Source organism: Flavobacterium xizangense, assembly GCF_054075145.1.
In genome coordinates this window covers 15363-33048 of sequence record NZ_JBSIPG010000011.1, presented here as the reverse complement: position 1 = coordinate 33048, position 17686 = coordinate 15363, and the positions used below count along the sequence as shown (strand labels likewise).

General features: G+C 36.6%; 16 protein-coding genes. 9 read left to right on the top strand and 7 right to left on the bottom strand.

What is annotated here, in order from left to right; all coding sequences use genetic code 11:
- Window positions 1–414: 414 nt before the first annotated feature.
- The 3 genes from ACWA1B_RS18840 to ACWA1B_RS18830 all read right to left on the bottom strand — a co-directional run bounded on the left by ACWA1B_RS18840 (window position 415) and on the right by ACWA1B_RS18830 (window position 4239).
- The gene (locus ACWA1B_RS18840) at window positions 415–1176 is read right to left on the bottom strand and encodes a LytR/AlgR family response regulator transcription factor (RefSeq protein WP_456909595.1); all 762 of its coding nucleotides are present in this window, start codon (window positions 1174–1176) and stop codon (window positions 415–417) included.
- A gap of 738 nt (window positions 1177–1914) precedes the next feature.
- The gene (locus tag ACWA1B_RS18835; protein WP_456909593.1) at window positions 1915–2712 is read right to left on the bottom strand and encodes a helix-turn-helix domain-containing protein; all 798 of its coding nucleotides are present in this window, start codon (window positions 2710–2712) and stop codon (window positions 1915–1917) included.
- A 132-nt stretch (window positions 2713–2844) separates the two neighbouring features.
- On the bottom strand, window positions 2845–4239 hold the full coding sequence (locus tag ACWA1B_RS18830; protein WP_456909591.1) for an aldehyde dehydrogenase family protein: 1395 nt from the start codon (window positions 4237–4239) through the stop codon (window positions 2845–2847).
- A 504-nt stretch (window positions 4240–4743) separates the two neighbouring features.
- Here ACWA1B_RS18830 and msrA point away from each other — a divergent pair.
- Window positions 4744–5235 carry a peptide-methionine (S)-S-oxide reductase MsrA gene (gene msrA, locus ACWA1B_RS18825; protein ID WP_456909589.1) on the top strand — a complete coding sequence of 164 codons (492 nt, stop codon included), beginning with the start codon at window positions 4744–4746 and terminating at the stop codon, window positions 5233–5235.
- Window positions 5236–5346: 111 nt separating this feature from the next.
- Here msrA and ACWA1B_RS18820 read toward each other — a convergent pair whose 3' ends face one another.
- Complete coding sequence (locus ACWA1B_RS18820) at window positions 5347–6390, bottom strand: SLAC1 anion channel family protein (protein WP_456909587.1); 1044 nt, start codon at window positions 6388–6390, stop codon at window positions 5347–5349.
- A 433-nt stretch (window positions 6391–6823) separates the two neighbouring features.
- Here ACWA1B_RS18820 and ACWA1B_RS18815 point away from each other — a divergent pair, with 433 nt between their 5' ends.
- The 5 genes from ACWA1B_RS18815 (at window position 6824) to ACWA1B_RS18795 (ending at window position 12245) form a co-directional block, all read left to right on the top strand.
- Window positions 6824–7819, top strand: coding sequence for an L-histidine N(alpha)-methyltransferase (locus tag ACWA1B_RS18815; protein ID WP_456909586.1), 996 nt, complete (start codon window positions 6824–6826; stop codon window positions 7817–7819).
- Between the two features lie 17 nt (window positions 7820–7836).
- Window positions 7837–9027, top strand: coding sequence for an ergothioneine biosynthesis protein EgtB (gene egtB / locus ACWA1B_RS18810; protein ID WP_456909584.1), 1191 nt, complete (start codon window positions 7837–7839; stop codon window positions 9025–9027).
- Between the two features lie 4 nt (window positions 9028–9031).
- Window positions 9032–9955: an ABC transporter ATP-binding protein gene (locus ACWA1B_RS18805; protein ID WP_456909582.1), complete on the top strand. Its 924-nt coding sequence runs from the start codon at window positions 9032–9034 to the stop codon at window positions 9953–9955.
- Window positions 9952–11535 carry an ABC transporter permease/substrate-binding protein gene (locus ACWA1B_RS18800; RefSeq protein ID WP_456909580.1) on the top strand — a complete coding sequence of 528 codons (1584 nt, stop codon included), beginning with the start codon at window positions 9952–9954 and terminating at the stop codon, window positions 11533–11535. The genes ACWA1B_RS18805 and ACWA1B_RS18800 overlap by 4 nt, the downstream gene beginning before the upstream one ends.
- 110 nt (window positions 11536–11645) lie before the next feature.
- Window positions 11646–12245, top strand: coding sequence for an HPP family protein (locus tag ACWA1B_RS18795; protein WP_456909578.1), 600 nt, complete (start codon window positions 11646–11648; stop codon window positions 12243–12245).
- Between the two features lie 34 nt (window positions 12246–12279).
- On the opposite strand, the gene rpiA is transcribed toward ACWA1B_RS18795, so the two are convergent.
- Window positions 12280–12969 carry a ribose-5-phosphate isomerase RpiA gene (gene rpiA, locus ACWA1B_RS18790; RefSeq protein ID WP_456909576.1) on the bottom strand — a complete coding sequence of 230 codons (690 nt, stop codon included), beginning with the start codon at window positions 12967–12969 and terminating at the stop codon, window positions 12280–12282.
- 677 nt (window positions 12970–13646) lie between these two features.
- Here rpiA and ACWA1B_RS18785 point away from each other — a divergent pair.
- From ACWA1B_RS18785 to ACWA1B_RS18775, 3 genes are all read left to right on the top strand, one after another.
- Window positions 13647–15017 (top strand): mercuric reductase, encoded by a 1371-nt coding sequence (locus ACWA1B_RS18785; protein ID WP_456909574.1) that lies wholly within the window; start codon window positions 13647–13649, stop codon window positions 15015–15017.
- A gap of 85 nt (window positions 15018–15102) precedes the next feature.
- Window positions 15103–15534 carry a putative quinol monooxygenase gene (locus ACWA1B_RS18780; protein WP_456909572.1) on the top strand — a complete coding sequence of 144 codons (432 nt, stop codon included), beginning with the start codon at window positions 15103–15105 and terminating at the stop codon, window positions 15532–15534.
- Window positions 15535–15611: 77 nt separating this feature from the next.
- The gene (locus ACWA1B_RS18775; protein ID WP_456909570.1) at window positions 15612–16040 is read left to right on the top strand and encodes a nuclear transport factor 2 family protein; all 429 of its coding nucleotides are present in this window, start codon (window positions 15612–15614) and stop codon (window positions 16038–16040) included.
- Window positions 16041–16044: 4 nt separating this feature from the next.
- On the opposite strand, the gene ACWA1B_RS18770 is transcribed toward ACWA1B_RS18775, so the two are convergent.
- On the bottom strand, window positions 16045–16302 hold the full coding sequence (locus tag ACWA1B_RS18770) for a DUF983 domain-containing protein (protein WP_456909761.1): 258 nt from the start codon (window positions 16300–16302) through the stop codon (window positions 16045–16047).
- Between the two features lie 124 nt (window positions 16303–16426).
- Window positions 16427–17503 (bottom strand): MBL fold metallo-hydrolase, encoded by a 1077-nt coding sequence (locus ACWA1B_RS18765; RefSeq protein ID WP_456909568.1) that lies wholly within the window; start codon window positions 17501–17503, stop codon window positions 16427–16429.
- Window positions 17504–17686: the final 183 nt, after the last annotated feature.

The following is a 17686-nucleotide window of genomic DNA, read 5'->3' as shown; positions in this document are numbered from 1 at the left end:
GTTCCGTTCCCCTTTTCTGACTGTACTTCGATGGAGTGCTGCAATATTTCCAAGGCATCTTTTGCGATATATAACCCAGTAGCTGAGCTATGCCCGTAATACGAAAAAACATTTCAGATATTATCTATTTTATTTCTATATATTTTTCCCAATAATATGTTTACTTATGCAATTGCAGGATTTTTTGACATCATCCGCATGACGTCATTGCAAATACATGATCTTCGTGTTTTTGTGCGCGGACTTTTTTCAAATATAGTTAAGTGTGTCTCGTTTCTAAAAGTAATGTTATCATTTATTGTAATACCAGTATCCTGATAAAACATAAAAGACACTGCATTTTTTACCAATTTAATTTCTGAAATACTATGGGAAATCATTTTGCTGATTATTGAAATTGACTTATATCAATTTTTAATCTTTAAGTTTTATAAATTTATTAAAATCATCTTGTCGTCTTTTGGCAACTGGTAGAATTAATCCATTTGAAAGTTCGCAGAAGTAGCCATCTTTTTTTGAAATTTTAACAATATGACGAAGATTGATAATATAGGAATTGTGTATTCTAAAAAAATAGTTGGGATCAAGAATATCGGTGTATTCACCCAGGTTTCTGCTTGACATTACCTTGGTTCCATTGGATAGAATAAAAACGGTATATCTTCCATCGGCTTTGCAGAAAGTAATTTCTGACATTGGTATAATTTCTATCTTTTCTAAAGATGCAACGGCAACATAGTCGTTTTTTTGATGAAATGTGTTTGGAATATTAATATTTTTAATTTTATTATGCTGATGGCAGCGCTCCATTTCCCTTCTTTTAATCACTTTATAAATAGCCATTATTATGGAGTTAAAATCAATTGGTTTTAGTAGAAAATCAACCGCATCTTGTTTAAAAGCATTAACGGCATAATCCTTATTTGCTGATATAAATACAAGTTTTGGAATGCTAAATTCCAATTGTTGGAGCATTTCAAAAAATAGATTGTTTTTATGTTGAATATCCAAGAGGATAAGGTCTGGTTTTTTTTCTTTTATTAAAGTCATTCCGTCTTTTATACTATCAGCGTTTCCAATTATCTCCATAATCGCAGCATTTTCTTCCTCAAATTTTTTTAGGATTTGAAAAGTTTCTTGTTCTTCAGATATTATTATGGCATCAATAGGGGGCATAGTTTTTTTTATTTATCAATTTAAAATTTTAATTGTGAAACTCTGGTAGTAATATATTGATAGTTAGTTGTATACAGATATGGGTGTTGTCATATTTCGAAAGATAAATTACAGAAACATTTAGTACAACTTTTGCAATTTGGTTATCGGATTTATCGAGAAGTAATAAATGAGCAAATAAGTGAATAAGTGTTGTAAATTGACGTTTATTTATGTGTCCTTGCTATTTTTTCGCTATAAGACGCTAACAAACCATCAAGATATAACGGTGCACCATTGTGATTCCCAATCCACCAATACCGCGGGGTGATGGTTCATCCAAAGAAATTGAAAATCGTGCTGTATTGCTAATTTCTAAATATGGTTATAGGAGGGAAAAGAGGTGTTTTTATTTTTGGCATTATTTACTTTCCGTCCTTGTTTAATTTGTTATGTTTTATTTTTTATGAAATGGAAGAGTTTAAGAGAAAGCCAATCGCTTATTTACTTGTAGTTCTTTTTTTTGCAAAAATAAGGTACAATCAGCAGTGCACTTATAGCATAGAACACTTCATTTATAGGACTATTGTCGCTTTAACAAAACTTTTGTACGTGCCCTTTTTCTTTTCTTCTTCTTGTTAATAAGGATAAATAAAAAAGCTTCAGAAAAATCTGAAGCTTAAGTTTGGCATACTGTATAAAAATAAGAGTTTCTTGAGGCCGATTAAATAAGCATCATTAAATGGCTTTTTAAAATCATTATGCTGTTCCCGCAATTTTTGAAGGAGCAGAACCAAATTCCTTGCTGAAGGAACGTGAAAAATGGGAGATGTCTTCAAAGCCCACCTCCAGGTAGACCTCGGAAGGCTTTTGGCCTTTTTTGGTTATAAGATAGTATGCTTGCTGCAGCCGTTTTTGCAAAAGCCATCTCCCTGGGGAGGTTTTAAATAACTTCTTAAAATCCCGTTTGAAAGTCGTTAAACTTCTTCCACTCATATAGGCAAAACGTTCCATTGACACATTAAACTGAAAATTACGGTTCATAAAAGCTTCTAAATCTATTTTACCGGGTTCGCTGAAATCAAATAATACATTTTTCAGTTCTGGATTTGTTTCAAGCAGCAGCAAAACTGCTTCTTTTGTTTTTACAAGGAGCATATGTTCATTTTTGCCATCAGTCAGATCAAAGTAGGGCGAGAGTGATTGGACATAGTTTAGCAGAAGCGGCTGCGATGGAATTTTTATAACCGCATCGTTAGGTGCCGGCACATCAGCCGTGTATCCAAACTCTTTACTGAAAGCTTTTAAAAATGTCTGGTCAAGGCGTACTGAAATGGTTTTATATTCTCCGTTATGTGGAGGAATTTTAATGTACTTAGCCAGACAATTTCTTCTGGCCAGACAGAATTCACCTGTCTGTACTGAATATTCTCTCTGGGCATCATTGATAGTCAGAGATCCTGAAAACTGATAAAGAAAGATATGTTCTGGTATAAACTGCTCATTTGATAAATTTCGGGTAACATAGCAGGAATACAGGATGTTTGGACTTATCATTTTACGTTATATATTTTGTAATACAAATTTAAGCTGAATTGAAACACTTTTAATGTTCCAATTCTGCTTGTTGAGTTCTGCTTCATCTATTATTAAAGCAAATGTATAATTTGAGAAACTATTTATGATCAGCTATAATGATGCAATCACTTTTGGTTCTACATATTCTTCAATACCATATGCCCACGAAGTTCTGCCAATACCAGACTGTTTAAATCCACCAAAAGGAGATTTAGGTTCTTTGTTTACAGCGGTATTGATAAGCACTCTTCCTGAGATAATTTGGCGGGCCATTTTTTTTGCTTTTTCTACATCTGTTGAGCTAATATAGGCTGAGAGCCCATAAATTGTATTGTTGGCTATTTCGATGGCTTGCTCTTCGGTTTTATATGTAATAACACAAAGTACAGGGCCAAATATTTCTTCTTTGGCAATGGTCATATCCTGATTCACATTTACAAAAACCGTTGGCTTTGCGTAGAATCCTCCAAGTCCCTCTGGGTGCCCCAAGCCTCCCACAAGGATTTCAGCACCCTGATCCCATCCTGATTGTATGTAGCGTTGAACAGTATCGTACTGTTTTTGACTAACCATCGGACCAATGTAAGAATCTGCATTCCACAGATCACCAATTTTGATATTTTTGACATTTTCCGTAATCAGCATTTTGATTTCTTCCAATTTGCTTTCCGGAACTATAATTCTTGTTCCTGCATGACAGGCCTGGCCACTGTTACTGAAACCAATTGCCAGCGCCAAAGGAATAGCTTTCTGCAAATCGGCATCTTCCAATATAATGTTGGGTGATTTTCCTCCCAGTTCAAGGGTAACCCTTTTCATTGTTTCTGAGGCTTTGCTTGCAATGACTCTTCCTATTTGAGTAGATCCTGTAAAGGTTACTACAGCCACATCCGGGTGTGCAGTCATTGCAGCCCCAACTACAGGACCGGTTCCGTTTACAATATTAATTACTCCGTTAGGAACACCTGCCTGATGAAAACAGTCTGTTAGTATCTGGGTCTGGATTGCGCTAATTTCACTAGGCTTGATAACAATGGTACATCCCGCTGCAATGGCCGGGGCAAGTTTTCCACAGATGTGCGTATAATCTGCATTCCAAGGTGTAATTGCCGCTATTATTCCCAAAGGCTCGTTTACAATAGTTGCATATTCCAGCTGTTTTTCAAATTCGAATTCTTCCATGGCGGCTTTGGTGTCGAGAAATAGCTGCGCGGCATATCGCGTTCTTCCTTTGGTGGCTGAGATTGGAGACCCATATTCTTCCACAGCGGCTTTATTGAGTTCCTCTTCATTGGCAAGAATGGCATCATGAAGGCGCTGCAGGATTTCACCACGCTGCTCTAAAGTAGATTTCGAAAAAGTAACAAAAGCTCGTTTTGCAGCTTCGATTGCCCGATTCGTATCATCCTGATCACCTAAGTGAACAAGTCCAATTTTTTCTCCAGTTGCAGGATTGTAAAGATGGAGAGTTTCTGTACCGTGAGGTTCAATAAATGATCCGTCCACGTAAATTTTATCTATTATTTTCATATTATTTAATTTAACATTGCAAAATTATAGCCAATATTTTCTTATGAGTTGACTCAGAAGTCCGAACTAGTTGTCCCTAAGGGCCAGGTTAATTAAAAGCAAGTATTGAAAAGGAAGCACTTATTTCTTCAAATTTTCTAAAGTCTGATTATTATGAGTGTAAAATTGCGTAATCGGTCTAAATCTTAGGTTGGCATCTTTTCCTTTATAGTTATCAATTATTCCCTAACAAAGGAATAATTTACCTCGAAAATAAATTGTAAATAGATGTTTACTTTTAAGATATTCTATGTTAGGGTTGTCATTGCTTTATTGGGTCAATAATTATGTATTAATTTATTATATTTGATAGCGGTACTAAGCTTCAAATGACGATAAAATAAAGAGGTTCAGCATTGGATCAATTAGTTATTTGTGCTTTAAGAGCCCTTTAAGTAGAGTTTTTGGGTTCTTAAAAATGATTTTAAAAATTGAATACTAATGGAAAATTTAAAAAAAGCATATATAGCCGGGGGATGTTTTTGGGGCATGGAAGATTTATTTCGTGTTCGTCCCGGTGTGAAGGATACACAGGTGGGATATATTGGAGGGAATAATAATAATCCAACTTACGAGAATCATCCCGGACATGCCGAAGGCATAGAAATTACATATGACCCTACCGAAACTTCATATAGAGAGCTGTTAGATTATTTTTTCAGGGTACATGATCCAACGACTGTTGACAGGCAGGGAAATGACAGAGGTTCAAGTTACCGCTCGGCTATATTTATACAAGATAAAGAGGAAAAACAGATTGCAGATGAAGTGATTCAAATTGTGGATGATTCAGGGAGGTGGCCAGGTCCTGTTGTCACTAATCTTGAACCAATTGCAAAATTTTGGCCAGCTGAAGAATATCATCAAGATTACCTGATCAAAAATCCAAATGGATACACCTGTCACTTTGAGAGATTTGGCACCTTTTTATAAAGACTATTATTGCTGTTGGCTATTCATTAATTTAATTTTTTAGTATTATCTAAATTAGAATCTGTTATTTCTCTTTTATCAGTATAAAATAACATTTGCATAAGATACAGGCTAATTCTTATTCTGGAATGCGTCTTGTGATCCCCGTCCCTGTAATATACTTGTTGCTTTTTCTGCACTGACATTGTGTAGCAGGAAATCTCCTTTTATGATTCGTGACATGGTTTGTATAAATAAGTATGATATTATTATAGAGGAGATAGTTAACAGTGCGACTGCGATGATCTCAAAAGCCGATTGGTTAATAATTTTTGCGAAATTCAAAGAGGCAATTGTTATGGCCACTAAAGGAAAACTAACAGACCACCAGGAAACTCTGAAAGGACAACAATTGGGCAAGAGGAGGATTTTACTAAAAAGTAAAGCGAAAATGAATAAATCAAAATAGAAAAAAACTTTGGCCGTAATATCCAAAACATTATTAAGTCCCAGATAGCCTGAAAATGCGAGAGCAAACGGACCTACCAAAATTAAAAGGGTAGGTTGTGTTTCTTTGGAGAGCTGGGGCTGAAAGATTAGTCTGGAAATAATAATGGTGATCAGTATAATGCTGAATATTATGCCAACCCCGAAAAAGAAACCACATACTTCATGAAAAGCTTCAACAGGTAATTTTAGTCCTATTATCGGAACGTCGAGCGTTCCTACCACAGGTATTATCCAGACCGGCAATCCGTTAGCAGCATCCTGCTGATTATCGATTAATTTTCTAAGTACCATCAAAGAAAAATATAACATAAGCAAAGTCCCAATACTCCATAGGGCAACAGCAATTGGAACATTATAAGGCAGTATGATTCCAGGCAGGAGTAATAATGAAATAATGAATGTCCCAAAAAGGCTCACTGATACCGGATGAAAGAATTCCTGTTTTACAATGTCTGGATAACGGTTTAATTTCAGAAGATATAAAATAGTGAGGATAATAAAAGCCATAACTGCCATAGCACCTATAATTTCACTGATCCAAGAAGGCAGATCCCACATTTTTGAGGCTAATCTCCATGAAAAGCAGAGACCACATAAACCCATAACGCCGCCAAAAAAACTTACAGGCAGAAATTCCAGGAATGAAATTTTTTTTAAATTCTCCATCTTTAAAAATTTAAGGACAATTGCTCGAACTGTCAGTTAATATTTTAGTTTTTCAAGAGTTTTTACACAAAAAACTCCCTTCTACAGCATTTATTTTAAGGGACTTAAAAAAATAAATCTGTAGTTAAAATGCTAATTAGCTGATTTATAAGAGGAGTAGGGATTTTTTAATTATACCGAAATTATGAAAAAAAATGGAGATTATAATAATCTTCACCTGAATACTTTACAGTCAATCCATTTAAAATAGATGTAGAAAGCATTTTTTTTTAGTTTTTGATTGTGGGGCTGTAAAATTTCCTTCAAAAAAAACTCAAAAATCATTGATAAAACGTATCTTTAATCTTGATGTAATGGTTGATGTACAATGTTTTATAAAAATAATCATTTTGTTGAGGTAAAATTTCAGCCTAATTATTAACTATCTGCAATTATGGTATTACAATCTCTAAAAACCTTAAACGGAAATGATTCAATGCGAAATGTTGCTTTGGAGCAGTTCCGCACAGCTGTCTTGGCAGGGATGCAAGCTGTACCAAAAATGCTTGATTCCAAATATTTTTATGATAAAACAGGAGATGCACTTTTTCAGAAGATTATGGTTATGCCGGAATACTATCTGACGGACTGTGAGATGGATATATTTAAAAACAGAGCCTATGATCTCTCGGAAATCATAACGGAAAAGGGAGCTCCTTTTGATCTTATAGAACTTGGTGCAGGTGATGCAACCAAATCATCTTTTCTACTCAGATATCTGCTGTCCCAAAAAACCGATTTCACTTACATGCCAATTGATATATCGGCAAACATCCTTTCATTTTTATATGATAAATTAAGTAAGGATCTTCCTGAATTAAATATTACTGGTTTTGAAGGGGAGTATTTGGAAATGCTTTCAACAGCTGTAGCTTCATCTGCCAGAAGAAAAATTGTATTGTTTTTAGGCAGCAATATTGGCAATATGGAGAAAGAGCAGGCGTTTGCATTTTGCCGAAGCCTAAGAAACCATCTTTCCCCTGGTGACATTGTTATTATGGGCTTTGATCTTAAAAAGAACCCCAAAACTATATTGGATGCATATAACGATAAAGCAGGGATTACCGCGGCATTTAATCTTAATCTTCTTTCACGGATCAATAGGGAACTCGATGCAGATTTTGATAAGGATAAATTTGAGCATTATCAGACGTATGACCCCATAATTGGAGCATGCAGGAGTTATCTTATCTGTTCTGAAAATTTGACTGTGAACATTGGTAAAGAGTTGATTCATTTTACAAAAGATGAGCCTGTCTTTATGGAATTATCGCAAAAATATTCGCTCGCAGAATGTGAATGTATGGCCAAGGATTCGGGTTTTGCCTCCTTAAAGTATATTATGGATTCCAAATCATGGTTCACTGATGCGGTCTGGCTGGCAGTTTGATCTTTAAATATATTTTTATGCAAGAACAGAAAGGAGTATTGAGTCCGGATGGACTAAAAGAGAAATATCATAAAATACGGCTGCATTCTGAAAATATATGCAAACCGTTAGAAATTGAAGATTACGTGGTACAGCCAATAGTGGATATCAGTCCTCCCAAATGGCATTTAGGCCATGCTACATGGTTTTTTGAAACTTTTATCCTTGTTCCCTATCTCAAAGCTTATACTGTATTTAATGTTCAGTATGATTTTGTTTTTAACAGCTACTATGAGAGTGTTGGGGCGCGTGTGGTGCGTACTGACCGTGGAAATCTAAGCAGGCCTTCTGTTACCGATATTTATAAATACAGGGCATATGTTGACAATCATATGGATTTGTTTCTTCAAACCAATTCATTATCGCCGGAGGTCTTGTCTATAGTGGAGCTTGGTTTAAATCACGAGCAGCAGCATCAGGAACTGCTTTTGTGTGATATTAAATACATACTGGGCCACAATCCACTTTTTCCAATTTATAAGTCGGAAGTTTTTTTAAAAGAACACAAAAGGCAAAACAATCATTTTGTCAAAGTGGAGGCTGGCATTTATGAAATTGGGTATCAGGGCAGCGGTTTTTGTTTTGATAATGAACTTAATAGGCATAAGGTATATATTGATGCCTTTGAAATAGCAGAAAATACGGTAACCAACAACGAGTATTTAGAATTTATGCAGGATGGCGGCTACGAAAATTTCAGGTATTGGCATTCTGAAGGGTGGGAATGGGTAAAACAAAATGGCGCTAAAGCGCCGCTTTACTGGCATTTTATCGACGGGAAATGGATGTATTATACTTTATGCGGATTATCTGCAATAGACCCTGATGCACCGGTCTGTCATGTGAATTTTTATGAGGCCTCGGCATTTGCTGCGTGGAAAGGCATGCGTCTGCCTACTGAGGCCGAATGGGAAGTGGCTTCCTCTGAGATACAATGGGGAGAACGCTGGGAATGGACTGACAGCGCTTATCTTGCATATCCGGGCTTCCAAAAAGCCGAAGGTGCAATCGGAGAGTACAATGGCAAATTCATGATTAACCAAACGGTTTTAAGAGGAGCCTCTGTTGCAACACCGGAAGGTCATAGCCGTAATACGTATCGTAATTTTTTCCATCCCGATCAAAAATGGCAGTTTATGGGCATACGCCTGGCACAATCTATAAAATAAATTTATGATAAGTTTACAGGGAGTTTCTAAGAGTTTTGATTCGGTCAAAGCTGTAGATACGATTTCTATTGAAGCGTTTGATAAAGAGATACTTGTTTTACTTGGTGTTAGCGGCTGTGGCAAAACAACAACCCTAAAGATGATCAATAGGCTTGTAGAACCTGATATGGGCAGCATATTTATTGATGGCAGGAATATCAGGGACAATAAGCCGGAGGCACTCCGCAAAACTATCGGTTTTGTAATGCAGCATGCAGGGCTTTTTCCCCATTACACGATTGCTCAAAATATAGCTGTAGTGCCGGAACTTTTGGGATGGCAGAAAAAGAGAATTCTGGACAGAACGCATGAACTTCTGCAAAAACTTCATCTTGACGAATCATTATTATCTCATTATCCCCACGAGCTCAGTGGAGGTCAACAACAGCGTGTAGGGATTGCCAGGGCGCTTATTGCCAATACGCCTGTTCTTCTAATGGATGAGCCTTTTGGAGCACTGGACGGTATAACAAAAGCAGCAATACATAATGAGTTTAAGAATCTTGATGAACTAAAAAACAAAACCATAATTTTAGTAACACATGATATTGTAGAAGCCTTTGAGCTTGGAGCTCGCATTTGTCTGATGGATAAGGGCCACATTATCCAGATAGGTACTCCGGGCGAGATACTTTACCATCCGGCAAATAATTTTGTAAAAGATTTTTTTGCCCACAACCGCTTAATGCTGGAGTATAAAATTGCTGCTGTCAAATCAGTTGAGCCTTTTTTGAAACATCGTCTGTCTTTAAAGGCTTTATTGCAGTTAGGCGCAGCGTCTGATGTTTGGAATGCATTGCAGATTTTGAGTTCAGAGAATCAGTATACTGGGGACTACGAGCTTCTTTTAAACGCTTTTAACGAATATAGAAAATTACAAACACTATGAGTGAACAACAAAATCTTTGGCAGTTTGTAATGGCACATCACGAGAAGCTGCTTATACAAATTGCCCAGCATCTGGGTTTGACTTTCATATCGTTACTGCTGGCGATTATTGTTGGTGTTCCACTTGGAATTTTGATTGCCAGAAGAAATTCGCTTGCCAAACCAGTATTAGGTACGGCAGGTGTACTGCAGACAGTTCCCAGTATAGCGCTTTTGGGATTCATGATTCCTGTTTTCGGTATTGGTGCCACCCCAGCAATTGTAGCGCTTTTTATTTACGCCCTTCTTCCTATTATACGCAATACCTATACAGGGATAACAGGAGTAAGTCCTATGGTTATAGAGGCCGCTACCGCGCTGGGTATGAACAGGCAACAGCTTCTATTGAAAGTAGAATTTCCGCTGGCCACCCCGGTAATCATTGCCGGCATCCGAACCGCTGCCGTTATTAATGTCGGCGTAGCAACTCTTGCTTCTTTTGTAGCTGCGGGAGGGCTTGGCGAATTTATATTCGGGGGAATTTCCCTTAATAATAGTAATATGATTCTGGCCGGGGCTTTACCAGCTGCTTTACTGGCCATAGTATTGGACATGGCTATTGGTTATTTTGAAAAGTCAGGATTCGGATCACTGCGTAAGATGATGTTTTTATTTTTAGGCATACTGTTCAGTTTTGGCTTTTACGTTGTATTTTCTTCAAAAAGTGAAAGCAAACTCACCGCTGGATTCACACCTGAATTTATGGGGCGTCAGGATGGCGATCTGGGCCTTCGGTCTGTATATGGACTGGAACTTAATCCTTTGGTGGTCTCCGATGCTATTATGTATGACGCTGTGTATAAAGGCAAGCTTGATATAATCAGCGGTTATTCCACTGATGGGAGAATCAAAGCATTTGATCTTGTAGTTCTCAACGATGATAAAAGAATATTTCCGCCGTATTATGCGGCTCCAATCATTAAGAGCAGGACACTGTATGAATTTCCAGGACTGGAAGAAACGTTGAATTTGCTTGCCGGTAAAATTAATGACAGTGTGATGACCAAGCTGAATTACAAAACCGAATTACTTCATCAAACACCAGAGAGAGTAGCCAAAGATTTTTTAATGTCAAAAGGTCTTTATAAGCAGCCAAGAAAAGGCACCAAGGGAATCCTGCGTATCGGATCCAAGATTTTTGGCGAGCAATACATACTTGCCCAGATTTATCGGATGCTGATTCAGGGGAATACCGATTATAAAGTTGATACAAAAACGGGGCTTGGGGGAACCAAGATTTGTTTTGATGCCCTTATGAACAATGCTATAGATTTTTATCCCGAGTATACCGGCACCGGTCTGCTTGTATTGTTAAAACCTACAAAAGAGGTGGTTGAATTGGTATCGAAAGATAATAATGAAACGTACCGTTATGTTCAGGCAGAATTTCAAAAACAGTATGGAATCACTTGGCTCAAACCCATTGGATTTAACAATACTTATGCGCTTATGATGCGCAAAAAGCAGGCACAGGAACTGCAAATAACCACAGTATCAGAATTAAAAAAATATATTGGCAAAAATTCGTCAAATAAATATTGAGTGTCAAAGGCATTTTCGTCCATGTACTTTCCTTTTACGTCCATGTCAAGGTATCGACAGCTATCATAATTTTGTATTATTTCTTAAATGGAATGTAAAATATTGAAATTATGCCAATTAAAAGAATAAAAAAAAGCTACCGTAAAGGAAGGTATATCGTTTACAAAGAAACCCTGATAGACAATAAAGAGCATTTTTGGGCATTTGTTGGTGCTTTGGTTGGAATGGGATTAATTTCTTACCTGCAGTACTTAGTTTTTCCAAAGGGAGATTATATTTTTATGATAGGATCTTTTGGGGCATCAAGCGTACTTATTTTTGGTATTATCCAAAGTCCTCTTGCTCAGCCGAGAAATCTTATAGGAGGTCATGTTCTCTCGGCAATCGTCGGGGTAACGGTTCAAAAAATAATTCCCGACTATCTTTGGATTGCGGCGCCGGTGGCAGTAGCATTGTCGATAATTGTCATGCAGATGAGTAAGACACTTCATCCTCCCGGAGGTGCTACTGCGCTAATTGCTGTGACAGGTTCACCTCAACTTATAGCCCTTGGGTATTGGTATGTAATTTCACCGGTTCTCAGTGGAGCCCTTATTCTTTTTATTACCGCTTATCTGGTCAATAATATACCGCATCACAGGCAGTATCCTGTAAAACACAATATCAAGTTCTACACCAGTATCAGAACAAAGTTTGGCGGCAGGATCTAAATTAATGACAGGGTCAGGTTATATTATTTTAAAGTCATATTTTATTAATCTTATACGTTATAGTGGCGTCGCCTTTTCCCATTATGACCCTTTGTGTAAGCCCAATAAATAAACCATGACCGACAATTCCTTTAAAATCATCCAATGTATTGGATAATAAAACGGGATTGCTTATGAGGCCAAAATCAGCATCAATAATGTAATTACCCTGATCGGTCATAAAAGGTTTGTCTAAAGTCATCCTAATGTTTCCAGAACCTTTTATAGATTCGATTTGATTTAATACCGAATCATATGCAAAGGGAGCGACCTCAACAGGGAGTTTGAACTTGCCAAGAACATCTACCTTTTTAGATGAATCAGCGATGATTATTAGATTCTTAGTTATTGAAGCGACATTTTTTTCCTGATATAACGCTCCACCGCCTCCTTTTATTAGATTCAAATCCTCGGTGAATTCGTCTGCACCATCGATAGTGATGTCAACTGAATTGACTGAATTGATATCTGTAATAGGAATATTTAAAGATGCTGCAAGACTCCTTGTTTTTGCAGACGTCGGCACAGCTTTAATTTTCAAACCATCATGTACCAGTTTACCAATTTCCAGTATTGCATAGGTAGCGGTAGACCCAGTGCCTAAACCGATAATTTGATTATCAGTAATAAACTTTACAGCTTCTTTTGCAGCAATTTGCTTTTCTTTTTCTAAATCTTTTGTCATTTAATGGTGATTTACATGCTACTGTTCAAACAATCTTCTCAGGGCGGTCATTAAACTTCAATAAGGTTGTTTTATGACAACAAAAACTTTTCAAAACAACGCTCTGTTTTAATAAAAACCAGTCTACGCAGTTTTCATCAAAATCTTTAAGTGTCAGATTAAATTTAAAATCAAATTGGAATTTACTGTTAAAGATAATTGTGTTTTAATTGAAAACAAAGCAGGATGGGCGATAAATTTAATTGTCTGTAAAAACCCCGAACTTTAAACACAACATTATTTTATCACCGCTGAAATACTTTTTTATTCGCGTTAAAAATTCAAAAACGCATGATCATAAAGGTTGTGCTTAATGAAGAAAATTTGGAAAAAAGGTTAACAGTTTTGGAAATCATGTCTAACATCGGCCATTGTTATTGGCGCAAATTTGATATGTGCAGCATCTAGGAACAAAATTATTCCAAACTTAAAAATTCTTATATTTAATAATGAAAAAGTCACACCAATCAGGCCTTAACGCTTTTATGCAGGCATTTTATGGTTTAGGGACTGATTCCAGAAAGAGAAGTCCGCAGTAAAGAACTGTAATTTTTCGCTTTCAATCTGTTTAATGTTTAGCATAATGACAGGCAAAGCGATTTTTAGAATTCAATTTAATCTTTTAAATAGCTGTTACTATGGAAAATTTTGATTACATAATTATAGGAAGTGGACAAGCGGGGGTTCCTTTGGCCTTCAGCCTATCAAGAAAAGGAACGGTTGCCATTATCGAAAAGGGTTTTTTAGGCGGAACGTGCGTCAATAATGGCTGTATTCCTACCAAAGCTTATGTAGCCAGCGCCCGAAGAAGCTGGGATGCTTTTCACGGAGATTTGTTAGGTATTGAAATTCCGAAAGGTACTAAAGCCAATCTCAAAAAAATCAAGGAACGTAAAGACAAGCTGGTTCATGAATCACGAGCGGGTATTGAAAAAGCGATTAACCATAATGAAAAAATTACATTGTACAGAGGTGAGGCTCATTTTTTAAGTAATTATGAGATACAAGCAGGGGATATAATTCTCACTGCTAAAAATATATTTATAAATGTAGGAGCAAGGGCGATAGTGCCGGAACAATATAAGGCGGTTCCCTTCCATACCAATGAAAACATTATGGAAATTACCGATATACCTGAACATTTGATTATCATAGGGGGGAGTTATATTGGTTTGGAATTTGGCCAGATCTTTAAAAGGTTTGGCAGTGAAGTGACTATTGTAGAGCGTAATAAACAATTAATAAACAGGGAAGATGAATCTGTGAGTGATACAGTTGCTGAAATAATGAAATCAGACGGTATAAATCTTGTCTTCAATGCCCAGGATATAAAAGTGAAGCAAAACAGCGAAAGGGATATTTCTGTAGTGATAGATGGTAAAGAAATAAATGGTTCCCATCTTTTGCTGGCCATTGGCCGCTCTGCAAATACCGATACTTTGCAATTGGAGAATACTACTATAGAAGTGGATAAAAAAAATTATATAAAAGTCAACGATTATTGCCAGACAAATGTGGAAGGCATTTTTGCATTGGGCGATTGTAATGGGCAAGGAGCCTTTACGCATACTTCGTATAATGATTTCCAAATTGTGGAAAGCTATTTGCTGAATCAAAAGAAACGAAAAATCAGCGACAGGATTACCACTTATGGGTTGTTTATTGATCCTCCATTAGGCAGAGTGGGCATGACAAAGAAAGAAGCGATCAGTAAAGGTTATGATGTACTAGTGGCGTATCGTCCTATGACAAAGGTTGGTCGGGCAAAAGAGAAAGGAGAAACTTTGGGTTTTATGGAAGCAGTAATTGATGCTAAAACAAATCTTTTTTTAGGAGCGTGTATTTTAGGAGTCGGCGGAGATGAAATCATTAATGGAATTACAAATTTAATGTATGGCAAACAGCCTTATACGGTTTTGAGGGATGCTGTGCATATCCACCCTACAGTCAGTGAGCTTGTCCCTACTATGCTTGAAAATTTAAAGCCAATTGATTTTTCCGGCACTTGAGATATATCAATTAATTTCTTATTCTATATCAAGTAGAATAAAAGACCGGCGTTATAGCTTTGTACTTTAATTAATAATGAAAAAAATGAGAAATTTAACAAATAACAACTTCAGTTTTAAAAACCTTCTTGCAGCAGCCTCGATGCTGTTTTTGTTTCAAATCAGCGTACATGCCCAACAATTAGATACAAGTAAGAATAAATTCAAAAATCAGATGGTGCTGACTGTCAAATTCAAAACAACACCTGAAAATGCGGAGAAATTTAAAAATGTATTGTCCAAGCTTTTTGACAAAATAAGTCATGAGAAAAATTTTGTAGAAGCAACTCTTCATCAGGAATTTGGGAAACCGGAAGAATTTCTTGTATACGAAACATGGAATGATAATCTGGATCATTTTCTGAATGTACAGATGAAGAGCCCATATGCTTTAGAATTTGAGCAGGTATTGAAAGATATGAAAGTTGAACGTACTCCTGCCGCGTATACTGCTTTTGGTCATTGGACAAAAAAATAAACAATACAATTTTTCATCACAGCAGTGCATTGACAATAATGACACTGCTGTATTAACTTTAAAATCATAATAAAATAATGAGCACTGTTAAAACAGCCAGAGAACTGCTTTTGAGTTATTTGGAAAACATTAATAATCCAGAAATCGCAATAGAGTTATTTGCTGATGACGCGACTATTGAACTTCCCTACCTTAACAGCTTAGGTATGGATTGGCAATGGCATGGAAAAGATGTCTTATTGAATTTTTTAAAAAATCTGCCTGAAATGTTTCCGGGTTTTGAATTTCAAAATGTACAAATACATATCGACACACCAGATCAGGCATTTGGAGAATATGATGTCCACTGTACTGCTGCGGCTACAGGGCTTCCATATCATCAGACTTATATGGGACGCCTTGTTGCTGAGAATGGGAAAATAAAACTGCTCCGCGAGGCATTGGATATGGTTGAGGTAGCAAAAAGCTTTTTCCCGGCAGAAACGTCCGGTCTTCCATTTAAATAAAAAATCAGAGAGAATAATCTTTGAAGATATAGATCCAAATCATCCTGGATAATCGGATGTTTAGAAAACAAAGAAGTATTATCACTGCAGCAATTATGGGAAGGATTCTTATATCAAAAGTTTCTTTAAAAAACTGATGTGCGATGACGTAAGTTATCAGAGACTCACCGACTGTCAGACCGTAATTTATAAACATTGCCCCGAAAAAATAGCCTGGCTCTTTTTCGAACGTGTAACCGCAGTTGCTGCAGTGATCATACATTTTAGGAAATCCAATACTGAAATAAAAGCTTTTATCTTTAAACACTTTGCCTTTATAGCAGTTAGGGCAGTCATTTTTCAATATGTGAACAATTTCTTTTAACATGATATTGTTTTTTTAAATTTTATTTTGGCATATTCATGGAGATCCCGGATTCACGGACAAAGGAAAGCAGTTTTCTTGCATGGCTGTAAGTCCAGACATCGGAGCCCGAGAGTTTGTCTTTCCATTTTAATTCGCCCTTGTCAGCAGCATATTTTGCTACCGCATCAAAATAGGTTTCCATCATTAAATTGATATTGGAAGTATCCACTTTAGAGACGGTACCTGAAAAATCAACTTTTGTGAAAGCTTCCTGCAAAGCTGAAATGATATCATTGATGTAATTCATATTATCGGTTACATCCTTTTTCGTTCCTAGTCTTGACCAATGTCCTGCGACAAGGGTCTCAAAATCAAGATCAAGCAGATACTTATGAAGATCTAGATAACCGTCAATGCTTTGGGCGTAAGCAACCTGTTCGAAAGGAACCCATCCCGGAAAAACAATATCTACAGCCATTACGATTTTTTCCTTAGGAAGAAAAATTATTAAATCATCGGCGCTGTGGGCCGTCTGGTTGATATGAAGAATTTTAATTATTCGGCCTCCAGCTGTTAGTGTAAAGCTGTCATTAAAAGTCTTGGTTGGCTTTGGGACAGGTTTTCCTCCAACAAATGCGCCAAAGGGAAGTGAATTTTTGCCTTCATTGTGTTTTTTTAATTCCTCAGCTGATTTAATACTGGTAATAAACTGAGCATTTGCAGGATATACTGATGCCGATCCAATATGATCCGGGTGGCTGTGTGAATAAATCACATACTTCACAGGCTGATCCGTAACTTCTTTTATGGCATGAAGAATATGTTTGCCAAATGATGGGGGAGCGTCTACCGCGACTACTCCGTCACTTGTTACAATAAACATCATCTGGTAAATCCCATCAGTAACATAATATACCTTATCCTTTATTTCAGAAACCAGATAGCCTTTTGCCGGATCAATTTTTATGGATGAATTATTCAAAACTGGCAAAGCAGTCGGCTTGTCTGACCTTACATCGATCTGGGCTGCAGCCATGTTAAAAATAAATAGCAACAATAAAGTTGTGGATTGGTATAAATTGATGTTTTTAATTCTCGTGTAAAATAAAGTATTCATAGCTTAAGATTTAAAAACTGCTTTTGAATTTAGCAGTGTGTTTATATTGAGTGTAAAGTTGCGAATTGGTAATAAATTCTAAGTTGTCATCTTTTCCTAAATTGTTAACTATTCTTCCCTGGCATAAAAAAAATAGTAACAGAATTCAATATCTTCTACCCCTGATGAATGCTAATCTACTGT

Excerpts from the sequence above, each read along its gene's own strand:
- ACWA1B_RS18785 (WP_456909574.1), top strand. The coding sequence starts at position 13,647 with ATGGAAAATTTTGATTACATAATTATAGGAAGTGGACAAGCGGGGGTT.
- ACWA1B_RS18820 (WP_456909587.1), bottom strand. The coding sequence starts at position 6,390 with ATGGAGAATTTAAAAAAAATTTCATTCCTGGAATTTCTGCCTGTAAGT.
- ACWA1B_RS18775 (WP_456909570.1), top strand. The coding sequence starts at position 15,612 with ATGAGCACTGTTAAAACAGCCAGAGAACTGCTTTTGAGTTATTTGGAA.
- ACWA1B_RS18840 (WP_456909595.1), bottom strand. The coding sequence starts at position 1,176 with ATGCCCCCTATTGATGCCATAATAATATCTGAAGAACAAGAAACTTTT.
- ACWA1B_RS18815 (WP_456909586.1), top strand. The coding sequence starts at position 6,824 with ATGGTATTACAATCTCTAAAAACCTTAAACGGAAATGATTCAATGCGA.
- ACWA1B_RS18835 (WP_456909593.1), bottom strand. The coding sequence starts at position 2,712 with ATGATAAGTCCAAACATCCTGTATTCCTGCTATGTTACCCGAAATTTA.
- rpiA (WP_456909576.1), bottom strand. The coding sequence starts at position 12,969 with ATGACAAAAGATTTAGAAAAAGAAAAGCAAATTGCTGCAAAAGAAGCT.
- ACWA1B_RS18765 (WP_456909568.1), bottom strand. The coding sequence starts at position 17,503 with ATGAATACTTTATTTTACACGAGAATTAAAAACATCAATTTATACCAA.
- ACWA1B_RS18795 (WP_456909578.1), top strand. The coding sequence starts at position 11,646 with ATGCCAATTAAAAGAATAAAAAAAAGCTACCGTAAAGGAAGGTATATC.
- ACWA1B_RS18780 (WP_456909572.1), top strand. The coding sequence starts at position 15,103 with ATGAGAAATTTAACAAATAACAACTTCAGTTTTAAAAACCTTCTTGCA.
- msrA (WP_456909589.1), top strand. The coding sequence starts at position 4,744 with ATGGAAAATTTAAAAAAAGCATATATAGCCGGGGGATGTTTTTGGGGC.
- egtB (WP_456909584.1), top strand. The coding sequence starts at position 7,837 with ATGCAAGAACAGAAAGGAGTATTGAGTCCGGATGGACTAAAAGAGAAA.
- ACWA1B_RS18805 (WP_456909582.1), top strand. The coding sequence starts at position 9,032 with ATGATAAGTTTACAGGGAGTTTCTAAGAGTTTTGATTCGGTCAAAGCT.
- ACWA1B_RS18770 (WP_456909761.1), bottom strand. The coding sequence starts at position 16,302 with ATGTATGATCACTGCAGCAACTGCGGTTACACGTTCGAAAAAGAGCCA.
- ACWA1B_RS18800 (WP_456909580.1), top strand. The coding sequence starts at position 9,952 with ATGAGTGAACAACAAAATCTTTGGCAGTTTGTAATGGCACATCACGAG.